The sequence below is a fragment of the Microbacterium sp. MEC084 genome, from assembly GCF_004514465.2.
In the GTDB taxonomy this organism is placed as follows: domain Bacteria; phylum Actinomycetota; class Actinomycetes; order Actinomycetales; family Microbacteriaceae; genus Microbacterium.
Genome location: NZ_MYFP02000007.1, coordinates 39,170 through 51,342 on the forward strand (window position 1 = coordinate 39,170; position 12,173 = coordinate 51,342).

Below are 12,173 nucleotides of genomic sequence, written 5' to 3' on the forward strand. Positions count from 1 at the left end.
GGCCTCGGCCCGTGGTCTGTGGGATCCTGGCCGCATGCCGTCTCCCCGTATCGTCATCACGTACTGCACGCAGTGCCGCTGGCTGCTCAGGGCTCAGTGGTACGCGGGGGAGCTGCTGCAGTCGTTCGAGGCCGAGATCGGCGAGGTGGCTCTGGTGCCCGCGACCGGGGGCGTGTTCCGGATCGACGTGGACGACGCGCACGTCTGGAACCGCAAGCGCGACGGCGGGTTCCCGGACATCGCCGAGCTGAAGCGCCGGGTGCGAGACCTCATCGCGCCCGGCAAGTCGCTGGGCCACTCCGACCGCGTGGCGGACGGGTCTCGCTAGGAAGGACGTTCTCCACAGTGCTCCCAACCTTCGAACAAATGTCCGAGGGTGGTGGGATGATGGGGGCATGCCACGGTTCACGGATGCGGATGCCTCGGGGTGGGGGTTCACCCCGGCTGAGCTGTCGCGGACGCGGGCGATCGTGGAGCGGTTGAAGGCGATCCGGGGGGGAGCGTGCGGGGCTGGATGCCGAGGAGGCGGCGCTGCAGGCGGAGGCGATGGGCATCGCGATCGACCAGATGGGGCGGATGCCGGATGCGAGCGTGTACGAGTTCCCGGTGCGGTCCATGGCCGCGGAGGTGGCGCTGGCGACGAGGGAGTCGCCCCGCGCGGTGCAGGGCCGGATGGACCGCGCGCACACGCTGGTGACCCGGTTCCCGGCGACGCACGCGGCGCTCGGGGAGGGACGGATCACCTCCCGGCACGCGCAGGTCATCGCAGAGGCCGGTGCGGACCTCGATGAGGATGCGGTGCGGGCGGCGTTCGAGTCGGAGATCCTCCCGCTGGCGGAGAAGGCGACCCCGTACCGGACCAAGGCCCTGGCCGCGCGGGTGGCGGAGAGGCATCAGCGGACGTCCGCGGTGGTGCGGCATGAGGAGGCGCGGGAGCGGCGGGGCGTGTGGGTGGAGGACCAGCCGGATGGGCAGGCGGTGCTGTGCATCAGCGGCCCCGCGTACGTGATCCACGCGGCCCATGATCGGCTGACCGCGCAGGCCCGGGTCGTGAAGCGCGCCCGTGGCGGGTCGGAGGATCCGGCGGTCGCGGCGGACGAGCGGGGCCTGGGGCGGCTGCGGGCGGATCTCGCACTGGACCTGCTGCTGTCGGGCATGCCGTCCGGTCACCCGGTCGAGGCGCACATCGCCGCGAGCATCGAGGTCACGATCCCGGTCACCACCCTCGCCGGTCTCGACGACGAGGCGGCGCTGCTGGCGGGGTATGGGCCGATCGACGCGGACACCGCCCGCCGCCTCGCGGCCGGCGCGGTGGGGTGGGAGCGGCTGTTCCTCCACCCCGACACCGGCGCCCTCCTCACGGTCGATCACCGCACCCCGACCGCGGCGCAGCGCCGGTACCTGCTGGCGCGGGACGGCACCTGCCGCGTCCCGGGGTGCGCCACCAAGGCGAAGCACTGCGACATCGACCACACCATCCCGTGGTCCAAGGACGGACCCACCGGCGTCGAGAACCTCGCCACGATCTGCGAGCCCCACCACATGATGAAGCACCACTCGCCCTGGGACGTCGACCAGGTCGGGAGGGGGATCCTGCGGTACCGGTCCCCGGCCGGGTACGAGTACTACGACTCCCCGTACCGCATCGAGTACGCCGGCGGTGGCGCACCACCGTTCTGACACCCGAGCGCGGCTCGCGGAGAATGGGGCCATGGATGAACCGATCGTGCGCCGCGCGCGGGCAGTCGACATCGACGCCGTCGTGGAGCTGCGTGCTGAGATGTTCGAGGCGATGGGCATCGCGGCGGGCGATGCCGCGTGGCGAGACCATGCCCGCGTGTGGTTCGAGGCCCGGATCGACGATCCGCGGTACTGCGTCGCCGTCGTCGAGGTCGGCGGAGCCGTCGTGTCGTGCGCGCTGGGCTCCCTTCGCGACGCGGCGCCGTCGCCGCATGCTCCCGAGGGCGGAGACGTGCTGGTCAGCAACGTCTGCACGCTGCCGGCGGCGCGTGGCCAGGGGTATGCGCGCGCCGCGCTCGAGCACGTCATGAGGTGGGCACGCTCCACCGGGGCCCGGCGCGCCGAGCTGTTCGCGACCGCGGCCGGGAGGGGGATGTACACCGCGGTCGGGTTCACGGAGACGCAGCAGTCCGCCATGCGGGCGCGCCTGCGCGAGTCAGGCTAGTCGTCGCCGTCTTCCTCGGCGTCCTTCTTGGCCTCCTCCTCGGCCTTCTTCTGCGCTTCCTCGGCCTTCTTCTGCGCTTCCTCGGCCTTCTTGGCGGCCTCTTCGTCGGCCTTCTTCCGGGCCTCTTCCGCCTTCTTCTGCTCCTCCTCGGCCTTCTTCTGCTCCTCCTCCGTGAGGGGCTCGACGGGGGCCACGGGAACCTCGGTGGGCGTCTCGCTGGGCGTGACGACCGTGCGCTCGACCACGGCGGAGCGCTCCGGCGTCGGGGCGTCGGCCCCGCCGGCGGCCCAGATGCCCGCCGCGGCCAGGCCGGCGGCGACGGCCGCTCCGCCGATCAGCAGCGCCGCGGGGCGCACACGGCGCCGGGAGGGAGCCTCGGTGAAACGGCCGGCCGAGTTCGCGGCGGCCGGGACAGCGTCCGCGGGCGGCAGCACCGCGGTCGCGGCGTCGTCGCCGGAAGGCATCCGCATGGTCGCGGCGTCCGCTCCGGCAGCGAGGGGAACGGTCGCTGCGGTCCCGGTGTCGCCGGCCGCGATGAGCGGCGGCGCCGCCAATGCGGCGGCGACCGGGGGAGCGAGGCCCGGCTCGCGGGCGAGGGCCGCCGCGGAGCGCGCCACCTCGATCGCGGTGGGTCGCTCGGCCGGGTCGAGGGCGGTCATCCGGGTCAGCAGGCCCGCCCAGGGGGCCGGGACCGAATCGGGGATGACCGGGGGTGTCGACTGTCGGGCGGCGAGCGCCTCGACCGGCGTCGACCGCGGGAACGCGCGCTGCCCGGTGAGCGCCTCGAGGAGCACCAGTCCCAGCGAGTACACGTCCGACGCGGGCGTGGGGTCCGCGCCCCGCGCCTGCTCGGGGGACAGGTAGGCGGCGGTGCCGACCACCATCCCGGGCGTGGTCAGGCGGGCGCCGTCGAGCAGGTACGCGATGCCGAAGTCGGCGAGCTTCGCGCGGAACGCGCGGCCGGGCACGTTCGTCTGCGCCAGCAGGACGTTGGACGGCTTCACGTCGCGATGCACGATCCCCGCCGCGTGCACGACGTGCAGCGCCTCCGCGAGCTCGGCCGCCAGCTGGGTCGCGTCGACGGGGGACAGCGGCCCGTGCTCGAGTCGCGCGCTCAGCGTCGGGCCCTCGACGAACTCCATCACGAGGTAGTCCTGCCGCCCGGGCGCCAGCTGCGCGTCGAACAGCGTCACGAGCGACGGATGGCTGAGCGACGCGAGCACCGCGACCTCGCCGCGCGCCCGGTCGACCGCCGAGGCGTCCTCGACGTCGGGGTGCACGATCTTGATCGCCACGGTGCGGCCGAGCGCGATGTCCTCCGCGCGGTACACGCGGCCCATCCCGCCGGTGCCGACGCACTCGCCCAGCCGGTAGCGGCCGTCGAGCAGCTGCTCGGTCGGGGTCTCGTCGGGGGTCTCGGTCACGGGGATTCCTCCTCGCCGCACGTCGGGCCATGCGGCTTGCGGCCGAATCTACCCGCTCGAACCTGGACGGTCGTCCGCCTTGACAGCTGCCGCGTCGCCGTCCGCGCCCTCCTCCGGCACCCACCGCAGCAGATCCCCGGGCTGGCAATCGAGCACCTGGCACAGCGCGTCGAGCGTCGTGAACCGCACGGCCTTGGCGCGGCCGTTCTTCAACACCGCGAGATTGGCGGGCGTGATCCCGACGCGCTCGGCGAGCGTGCCCACCGCCATCTTGCGGCGCGCGAGCATGACGTCGACGTCGACGATGATCGGCATCAGATCACCTCGTCCAGCTCCGACCGGAGCGCCCGCGCCTCGGCATCGCGGTCGATCGCCTGCTGCAGAAGCTGCCGCATCACCGCGACCAGCAGCGCCACGCCTCCCGTGACGAGGGCTGCGCCGCACACCAGCGCGACGACGCCGGGCGCGACGTCGCCGGGCGCGAGCAGCACCGCGAGGACGAACGTGATCACCGCGTCGAACGCGATCGCGGCGATGATCACATCGACCCAGCGGAACGCGCGGCGCGAGAACACCGAGCCGCGGCGCACCATGCCGAGCAGTCGCCATACGCACACGGCGCACACCTGCAGGCCGAGGATCCACAGGGCGGCGATCGTCACGAGCGCGACCCGCCCCCAGAGCGCCTCGCCCTCCAGGTCGATCCACACGAGGGGCAGGATCACGGTCTGCACCACGAGCGACCCCGCGAGCGACAGCGCGATCACGAACTGCGACGCCAGCACCACGTACCTGCCCATGCGGGCCTCCTTCATCGAACGACGAGAGAAATCTATCGTTTTTCGATAAGAGAGGCAAGTGGGTCGCTCAGATGAACGAGGGGACGTCCCGCCACGCGTCGGGGGCCTCGGCGACGCCGTCGCGCACGACGGTGCCCTCGATCAGCCCGTATGGCCGGTCGTCGGCGATGAACACCTCGTTGCGGTTCTCGAGCCCGAACCGCGCCAGATCGTACGCGAAGTGGTGCTTGTTCGGCATGGCGAAGCGGATCTCCGCCAGCGCCGGGCAGGCCACGATGGCGGCCCGCCCCATCTCGAACAGCGTCTGCTGCAGCGCGAGCGAATGCACCTCGGCGAACTGCTCCAGCAGCGCCTGCACGACCGCCGCGTACACCGCGTCGTAGTCGACGCCGTCGGACACGGCCTCGGGCAGGTAGCGCCAGCGCGCCGTCACGGACGTCGCCATGATCCGGTCGTCGGTCTCGGGCAGCGTCGTGTACTCGGTGCGCGGGTATCCGCGGAACTCGGACCCCGTCGACTTGAGCACCACGAGGTCCTTCACGCCGCCCGTGATGTGCGTGGCGCCGTCCGCGACCTGCACCGTGGCGAGGCGCGTGCCCTGGCCCTTGCGCACGAACGAGTGGTCGTGCGGCCGGCCGGCGACCGCGATGCGCTCCCACTCGTGCTGCTCGGCCTGCCACAGGCCGCCCTCGATCCAGTCGAACGAGCCGGTGAAGTGCTCGGCCAGCAGGGTGAGGAAGCGCTCGGGCGATCCGACCCCGTGCTTCTTGGCGAGGGCGAAGATCGTGTTCTTCTGGGTGTCGGTGGCGACGATCTTCGAGTTGTCGCCCGTCAGGAACGACCCGGCGAGGGCCTCGCCGCGCAGCTGCGACGTGACGGTCAGGTCCTCGATCTCGTGGCGGTCGGTGTCCCGGGTGATGCGCACCAGCCGGTTCTCGGCCTTGCCGTACTTGTTGGCGCCCAGGTGCACCGAGACATCCGGCGCGGCGGCTGCGGCGACGTCGGTCACGGTCAGCTCCCTCGGTAGGTGGAGTAGGCGAACGGGCTGAGCAGGATCGGCACGTGCAGGTGCCGCTGGTCGGCGACCGTGAACGCCACGGTGACGTGCGGGTAGAAGGTCTCGACGCCCGCGGCGGCGAAGTGCTCGCCGGTTTCGAAGCGCAGGGCGTATTCGCCGGGCTCGAGCACCTCGGGGCCGAGCCCCGCCCGGCCGTCCGCGTCGGTCTCCCCGGTCGCGATCACCTCGCCCGCGAGGCTCAGGGTGAGCCCCACGCCGGCGGCGGGGAGCCCGGATGTGGCGTCGAGAACGTGCGTGGTGAGCTGCGGCATCATGCCTCCTCGGCGAGGGCGGGGGTCCGGGCATCGGGCGGCGCCGGGTCGTCGAACGCGCCGCGCAGGCGCAGCAGCGCGATCTGGGCGAGCTGCGCGGCGGCCTCGCGCCATTCGGTCTCGGGATCGTTGGCGAGGCGCCGCTCGAGCTCGGCGAGCATCTCCTCCGGAGCGCGGCCCGCGGCACGGATCAGGAACACGCGCCCGAATCGGCGCTCGTATTCCGCGTTGCCGGCCCGCAGGCGCTCGGCGACGTCCGCGCCAGCATGGGCCATGGCCGCCTGCTCGCGGCGCGAGTGGCGTGCATCCGCGCCGGATCCGGCCGGCCGCTCGCCGATCCGGGGGTGGTGCGCGAGCGCCGCGTCCAGGTCCTCCTCGCTCCAGCCGGCGGCCAGCTCGGTCGCGCGCGCGGCGAGCGCGTCGACGGAGGAGTAGGGCCGCCCGGCGACGATCGCGGCGATCCAACGGGGCACGTCGGCCCACACACGCACGACGCCGGCGGCCTCATCGGCGGGGAGGCGGTCGAAGCGGGCGACGAGCACGGGGCCAGGCTAGCGCGGCGCGTGTTTCGCGACCGTTACGCCGTGAAGTCGGAGCTTCACCCGTCGCCGTGGGCGGTTCAGCGGGCCGGATGGACGATGAGCCAGCGCGCGACGGCCGGCGCCGATCCCGTGTTGTGCAGTCGATGCGGCACGTCGCACGGGTAGCTGATGGTGTCGCCCGGGCGCAGCACCACGATCTCGTCGGTGAAGTCGATCGTGAGCTCGCCGGTCAGCACCTCGCCGACCTCGTAGCCCTCGTGGCGGAACAGCCGGTCCTTGCCGGTCGCGGTGCTGCCCGGCGGGTACACGGACTCGAAGTAGTCGATGCCGGGGCTGTCTCCGGGCGCGAGCCGGCGGAACGTGACTCCGCCTCCCAGCGGCAGGGGAGCGGCGTCCTCGGCTCGCGTGAGCGTGTAGCCGTGCGGCGCGTCGTCGTCGCCGTCGTCGGCCGGCCCGGGGCCGAACACGGTGGCGAGAGGCACGCCGAGCGCGTCGGTGATCGCGATGAGCCGCGACACGCTGGGCTGCATCACGCCCCGCTCGATCTGCGAGACGGCGCTCGTGGAGATCCCCAGGCGCCGCGCGAGCTCGGACACCGAGACGCCCGTGCGCGACCGCACGTCGCGCAGGCGGCGGCCGACGTGACCCCGGGCGTCCTCGTCGCCGCGTCCGGATGCGGGCGCGGCCTGCGGGTCGGTGACGGTCACGCGGCCATGCTAACCGCCGCCCCCGCGCGGGACCGGCCGACGATTTACGAGCCCGTAACAGGACGGACTCAGGGCGAAAAGTGTGAAGCGATAACTTCACACTCATCCCTCGTCCGGAGAGAGCACCCCGCTCCGGAGCTCCGACCCCACCGATCTCCCCCGATCCGGAAAGGCTCCACCGTGACTCAGACCACACCGGCCGCCTCCGCGGCCCCCCTCACCAAACCGCAGGACGTCGTCGAGGCCGCCGGTCTCCCCACCGGCTCCGGCAACATGCGCCCGGGCTACGACCCGCGCCTCGCCAACGAGGACCTCGCGCCGCTGCGCAAGCAGAAGTGGACCTCGTACAACATCTTCGCGTTCTGGATGAGCGACGTGCACTCGGTCGGCGGCTACGTGACCGCCGGCTCGCTGTTCGCCCTCGGGATCGCCAGCTGGCAGGTGCTCGTGGCCCTGCTCGTGGGCATCGTGATCGTGCAGGTGTTCACCAACCTCGTGGCCAAGCCCAGTCAGCGCACGGGCGTGCCGTACCCCGTCGTGAACCGTTTCCTGTTCGGCATCAAGGGCGCCAACGTGCCCGCGATCATCCGCGGCGTGATCGCGATCGCCTGGTACGGCGTGCAGACGTACCTCGCGGCCGCGTCGCTCAACATCATCTTCCTCAAGTTCATCCCCGCCAGCGCGGCGCTGCTCGAGCCGAGCTTCCTCGGTCTCGACGCGCTCGGCTGGATCTCGTACGCGATCCTGTGGGTCGCGCAGGCCGCCGTGTTCTGGAACGGGATGGAGGCCATCCGGCGGTTCATCGACTGGGCGGGCCCCGCCGTGTACGTCGTGATGATCGTGCTCGCCATCTACCTCGTCTCGCAGGCCGGCTGGGAGAACATCAGCCTCGACCTGTCGAGCGGCGAGCCCCTCGACTTCTGGGCGTCGATCCCCGTAATGCTCACGGCCATCGCCATCGTGGTGTCCTACTTCTCGGGCCCGATGCTGAACTTCGGCGACTTCGCGCGGTACGGCAAGTCGTTCCAGGCCGTCAAGCGCGGCAACATGTGGGGCCTGCCGGTCAACTTCCTGTTCTTCTCGATCCTGACCGTCATCACGGCCTCGGCCACCGTGCCGGTCTTCGGCGAGCTCATCACCGACCCGATCCACACGGTCGAGCGCATCGACCACTGGTTCGCGATCCTGCTGGGCGGCCTGACGTTCGTCACCGCGACGGTCGGCATCAACATCGTCGCCAACTTCATCTCGCCCGCGTTCGACTTCTCGAACGTCGCGCCACACCGCATCAGCTGGCGGATGGGCGGCATGATCGCCGCGGTCGGCTCGGTCATCCTGACCCCGTGGAACTGGTACGGCAACGACCAGGCGATCCACTACTCGCTCGGCATCCTGGCCGCGCTGATCGGCCCGCTGTTCGGCATCCTGATCGCCGGCTACTACGTCATCGCGCGGCAGCGCATCCACGTGGACGACATGTACACCATGGACGAGAGCGCGCGGTACTGGTACCGCGGCGGCTACAACCCCAACGCCATGCGGGCGATCGTCGCGGCGGGCGTGCCGACCATCGCGGTGGCCATCGTGCCGAAGTCGCTCGTGTTCGCCGGCGTGATCGACGCGGGCTGGGGCTCGATCAGCGACTTCAGCTGGTTCGTCGGGTGCGGCCTGGGCTTCGCGTTCCTGGTGCTGTTCGAGCGCCTGCACCCGCGCGTGCCGACGCTCGAGGGCGAGACCCGGGGCGTGTCGGACGGCACCGCTCCCGACGTGCTCGAGGGCTACCCCGACACCGCGACCGCCGCGATCGCCGTGGCCGAGGCGCAGGCCGCCGCAGCGGCGGGCGAGAGCGCCGCCGAGACCGATGCGGCCCCGGCCGCCGACCACGTGCCCGCGGCGGCGGGCGCGAAGGAGTGACACCCGCAGCATGCGCATCACGCTGATCAACCCCAACACCTCCCGGGCGATGACCGACAAGATCGCGGTCGCCGCCCGGGAGGTGGCGGGCCCCGACGTCGACATCGTCGCGGTCTGCCCCGAGCCCGGCCGCGGCCCCGCCGCCGTGGAGAGCCACGTCGACGAGATCCTGGCCGGTGCGGCGGTCGTCGACGCCGTGCGCGCCGACCTCGCCGCCGGCGGCTCGGACGGCTACGTCGTGGCGTGCTTCGGGGATCCGGGGCTCGACGCGGCGCGCGAGCTCGTGGACGTGCCGGTGATCGGCATCGCCGAGGCCGCCATGCACGTCGCGGCGCTGACCGGCCGCACGTTCGCGGTGGTCACGACCCTGTCGCGCACGCTCGGCCGGGCCCAGGACCTGCTCGCGCGCTACGGGTTCGAGCGCGCGTGCGTCGCGGCGTACGGGACGGGCATCCCGGTGCTGGAGCTCGAGGAGACGGGCTCGGCGGCGTTCGACGAGATCCTCGGATGGTGCGAGCGCGCCGTGCGCGAGGACGGCGCCGACGCGATCGTGCTCGGCTGCGCCGGCATGGCCGACCTGTGCGGCACGCTGCAGCACCGGCTCGGCGTGCCCGTGGTCGACGGGGTCGCGGCCGCCGTCGGGCTCGCCACGGCCATGGCCCGGATGGGCGTCGGCGTGAGCAAGCGCGACGAGTACGCGCCCCCGCCCGTGCGATCCGGGGACGCGGGTGTCGACATCCGCGCGGCATCCGCGCTCGGTAGCGTGGGCGCGTGAGCGTCGCATCGAGCGACCGCGTGGAGTCGATCGCCGCGCGGCGCGTCTACCTTGACGGGGCGTTCGCGCCCGCGACCGTGCGCCTCCGGGAGGGCGCGATCGCCGCCGTGGACGCGTTCGACGCGTCGGCGGACGTGGTGCTGGACGACGCCCGCGTGCTGCTGCCGGGGCTGGTCGACAGCCACGTGCACCTCAACGAGCCGGGCCGCACGGACTGGGAGGGCTTCGCGACCGGCACGGCCGCCGCGGCGGCGGGCGGGATCACCACGGTGGTCGAGATGCCGCTCAACAGCATCCCGGTGACGATCGATCCGTCGGCGCTCGCCGCCAAGCGCGCCGCGGCGCGCGGAAAGCTCGCGGTGGACGTCGCGTACTGGGGCGGCGCCGTGCCCGAGAACCTCGGATCGCTCGGCGCCCTGCTCGACGCGGGCGTCGTCGGCGTGAAGTGCTTCATGGCGCCCAGCGGGATCGACGAGTTCGGGCACCTGGACGCGGACGGCGTCGAGCGCGCGCTGGCCGAGCTCGCGCCGCGCGACGGGCTGCTGATCGCGCACGCCGAGCTCGACGAGCACCTGTCCGAGGCGCACGGCCCCGAGTTCCGCGACTTCGTCGCCACGCGGCCGCCCGAGGGCGAGGTCGCGGCCATCCGGATCGTGATCGAGGCCGCGCGCCGCACCGGCGCGCGCGCCCACATCGTCCACGTGGCCGCCGCCGACGCGCTCGACGACGTGCGCGCCGCGCGGGCCGCCGGCGTCCGGATCACGGTCGAGACGTGCCCGCATTACCTGACGCTGCGGGCCGAGGAGGTGCCCGACGGCGCGGGCACATTCAAGTGCTGCCCGCCCATCCGCGACGGCGCCAACCAGGACCGGCTCTGGGACGGCGTGCTCGACGGCACGATCGCCGCGATCGTGAGCGACCACTCGCCCGCCACGGCGGACCTCAAGCTGAAGCCGGATCTGGGCGAGGCGTGGGGCGGCATCGCGGGCGTGCAGACCGGGCTCGCCGCCGTGTGGTCCGAGGCGCGGCGCCGCGGCATCGCGCTCGAGCGCATCCTGCCGCTGTTCACGACCGGGCCCGCGGACCTCGTGCGGCTCGCGGACCGCGGCAGGATCGCCCCCGGCGCGCCCGCGCACCTGGCCGTGTTCGACCCCGAGGCCGAGTTCGAGGTCGACGCCGCGCGGCTGGAGTACCGCAACAAGCTCTCGCCGTGGCACGGCGCGCGGCTGCGTGGCGTCGTGGCCGAGACGTGGCTGCACGGCGAGGTCGTGTACCGGCACGGCGAGGGCGTGCTCGCGCGGTCCGGGCGGGATGTGCTGGCGGGAGGAGCGGAGTGAACGAAGAGATCGAGCGGAACCGGTTCGGCGTCGGGGCGGACGCCCCGGCGTTGGCGGACGTGGCGATCCTGCAGCCGGGGGAGGGCGTGCCGGACGGCGCGGTCTACCTGCCGGCCACACCGGAGACCGTGCTGTGGGGCCGGCTGCCGTGCGCGGTCGATGCGCCGGTGCTCACCGTGCGGTCCGGCGACGTCGTGGTGATCGACACCGTCAGCCACGAGGGGATCCTCCCCGACCAGGGCTCCGATCCGCGGGCCTTCTTCGCGGGCCACGGCGTTCCCGAGCGGGCCGTGCTGCGCGACGCGATCGACATCGCGGCGCGCGTCGCGCGCGATCCGGAGCACGACGGCCCGCATGTCGTCACCGGCCCCATCCGGGTCGAGGGCGCCCGGCCCGGCGATCTGCTGCGGATCACGGTGGAGCGGCTCGAGCCCCGCGTGCCGTACGGCGTGATCTCCAACCGCCACGGCCGCGGCGCGCTCCCGCTCGAGCTGCCGCGCGACGGCCGCACCGTGAGCGTGTTCGCGGCGGTCGAGGAGCGCGACGGCCGGCTCGCGGGCACGATGCCGGCGGTCGAGGGCGGACCCCGCGCGATCGCGTTCCCGCTGGCGCCGTTCCTCGGCACCATGGGCGTCGCGCCCGCGACGGACGAGCGGCCGCACTCCGTGCCGCCCGGGCCGCACGGGGGCAACATCGACGTGAACCTCCTGGTCGAGGGCACGGCCCTGCACCTCCCGGTGCAGGTCGACGGTGCGCTGGCGTACGTGGGCGATCCGCACTTCGCACAGGGCGACGGCGAGGTCGCGCTGACCGCGCTCGAGGCCTCGCTGCGCGCCACGCTGCGCTTCGACGTCCTGCCGCGGGCGGTCGCGCTCGCCGAGTTCGGCGAGGTGACCGGACCGCTCATCCGCACCCCCGAGCACCTGGTTCCGACGGGCCTGGACCGCGACCTCGGCGAGGCGATGCGCGCGTGCGTGCGCGCCGCGCTGTCGCTGCTGCGGGCGCGATGGGGCATGGACGAGCACCTCGCGTACGCGTACCTCTCGGCCGCGACGGACTTCGACGTCTCGCAGGTGGTCGACGTCGTCACGGGCGTGCACGCGCGCATCCGGCTGTCGGATCTCGCCGACGTGCCGCTCGCGGGCGCGGGAGGAGACTGA

At 73.1% G+C, this 12,173-nt stretch carries 14 protein-coding genes; 7 read left to right on the forward strand and 7 right to left on the reverse strand.

Annotation, left to right across the window (positions count from 1 at the left end; all coding sequences use genetic code 11):
* The first annotated feature begins 34 nt into the window (after positions 1-34).
* The 3 genes from B5M43_RS08380 to B5M43_RS08390 all read left to right on the forward strand — a co-directional run bounded on the left by B5M43_RS08380 (position 35) and on the right by B5M43_RS08390 (position 2,185).
* Entirely contained in the window at positions 35-328 is a 294-nt protein-coding gene (locus tag B5M43_RS08380) for a SelT/SelW/SelH family protein (RefSeq protein ID WP_055993873.1), read from the forward strand.
* A gap of 218 nt (positions 329-546) precedes the next feature.
* Complete coding sequence (locus B5M43_RS08385) at positions 547-1,680, forward strand: HNH endonuclease signature motif containing protein (protein ID WP_230667826.1); 1,134 nt, start codon at positions 547-549, stop codon at positions 1,678-1,680.
* 31 nt (positions 1,681-1,711) lie between these two features.
* The gene (locus tag B5M43_RS08390) at positions 1,712-2,185 is read left to right on the forward strand and encodes a GNAT family N-acetyltransferase (protein ID WP_134747133.1); all 474 of its coding nucleotides are present in this window, start codon (positions 1,712-1,714) and stop codon (positions 2,183-2,185) included.
* Here the strand turns inward: B5M43_RS08390 and B5M43_RS08395 are convergent.
* The 7 genes from B5M43_RS08395 to B5M43_RS08425 form a co-directional block, all read right to left on the reverse strand.
* The gene (locus B5M43_RS08395; protein ID WP_134747135.1) at positions 2,182-3,609 is read right to left on the reverse strand and encodes a serine/threonine-protein kinase; all 1,428 of its coding nucleotides are present in this window, start codon (positions 3,607-3,609) and stop codon (positions 2,182-2,184) included. The genes B5M43_RS08390 and B5M43_RS08395 overlap by 4 nt on opposite strands.
* Before the next feature lie 48 nt (positions 3,610-3,657).
* Positions 3,658-3,924, reverse strand: coding sequence for a helix-turn-helix transcriptional regulator (locus B5M43_RS08400; RefSeq protein ID WP_134747137.1), 267 nt, complete (start codon positions 3,922-3,924; stop codon positions 3,658-3,660).
* On the reverse strand, positions 3,924-4,409 hold the full coding sequence (locus B5M43_RS08405; protein ID WP_134747139.1) for a DUF2975 domain-containing protein: 486 nt from the start codon (positions 4,407-4,409) through the stop codon (positions 3,924-3,926). Before B5M43_RS08405 ends, B5M43_RS08400 begins: the two co-directional genes overlap by 1 nt.
* 67 nt (positions 4,410-4,476) lie before the next feature.
* The gene (gene pucL, locus B5M43_RS08410) at positions 4,477-5,418 is read right to left on the reverse strand and encodes a factor-independent urate hydroxylase (protein ID WP_205829553.1); all 942 of its coding nucleotides are present in this window, start codon (positions 5,416-5,418) and stop codon (positions 4,477-4,479) included.
* A 2-nt stretch (positions 5,419-5,420) separates the two neighbouring features.
* Positions 5,421-5,738, reverse strand: a complete 318-nt coding sequence (uraH, locus tag B5M43_RS08415; protein WP_055988943.1) for a hydroxyisourate hydrolase — start codon at positions 5,736-5,738, stop codon at positions 5,421-5,423.
* Positions 5,738-6,280, reverse strand: coding sequence for a 2-oxo-4-hydroxy-4-carboxy-5-ureidoimidazoline decarboxylase (gene uraD, locus B5M43_RS08420; RefSeq protein ID WP_134747143.1), 543 nt, complete (start codon positions 6,278-6,280; stop codon positions 5,738-5,740). Before uraD ends, uraH begins: the two co-directional genes overlap by 1 nt.
* A gap of 77 nt (positions 6,281-6,357) precedes the next feature.
* Positions 6,358-6,987, reverse strand: a complete 630-nt coding sequence (locus B5M43_RS08425; RefSeq protein ID WP_134747145.1) for a helix-turn-helix domain-containing protein — start codon at positions 6,985-6,987, stop codon at positions 6,358-6,360.
* A 180-nt stretch (positions 6,988-7,167) separates the two neighbouring features.
* On the opposite strand from B5M43_RS08425, the gene B5M43_RS08430 reads away from it, so the two are divergent.
* From B5M43_RS08430 to B5M43_RS08445, 4 genes are read left to right on the forward strand one after another with little or no spacing between them, the layout of a single operon-like run.
* Complete coding sequence (locus tag B5M43_RS08430; RefSeq protein WP_134747146.1) at positions 7,168-8,901, forward strand: NCS1 family nucleobase:cation symporter-1; 1,734 nt, start codon at positions 7,168-7,170, stop codon at positions 8,899-8,901.
* Between the two features lie 10 nt (positions 8,902-8,911).
* Positions 8,912-9,676: an aspartate/glutamate racemase family protein gene (locus tag B5M43_RS08435; RefSeq protein ID WP_134747148.1), complete on the forward strand. Its 765-nt coding sequence runs from the start codon at positions 8,912-8,914 to the stop codon at positions 9,674-9,676.
* Positions 9,673-11,013 (forward strand): allantoinase AllB, encoded by a 1,341-nt coding sequence (gene allB / locus B5M43_RS08440; protein WP_230667827.1) that lies wholly within the window; start codon positions 9,673-9,675, stop codon positions 11,011-11,013. Before B5M43_RS08435 ends, allB begins: the two co-directional genes overlap by 4 nt.
* Before the next feature lie 50 nt (positions 11,014-11,063).
* Positions 11,064-12,173: an acetamidase/formamidase family protein gene (locus B5M43_RS08445; RefSeq protein WP_230667844.1), complete on the forward strand. Its 1,110-nt coding sequence runs from the start codon at positions 11,064-11,066 to the stop codon at positions 12,171-12,173.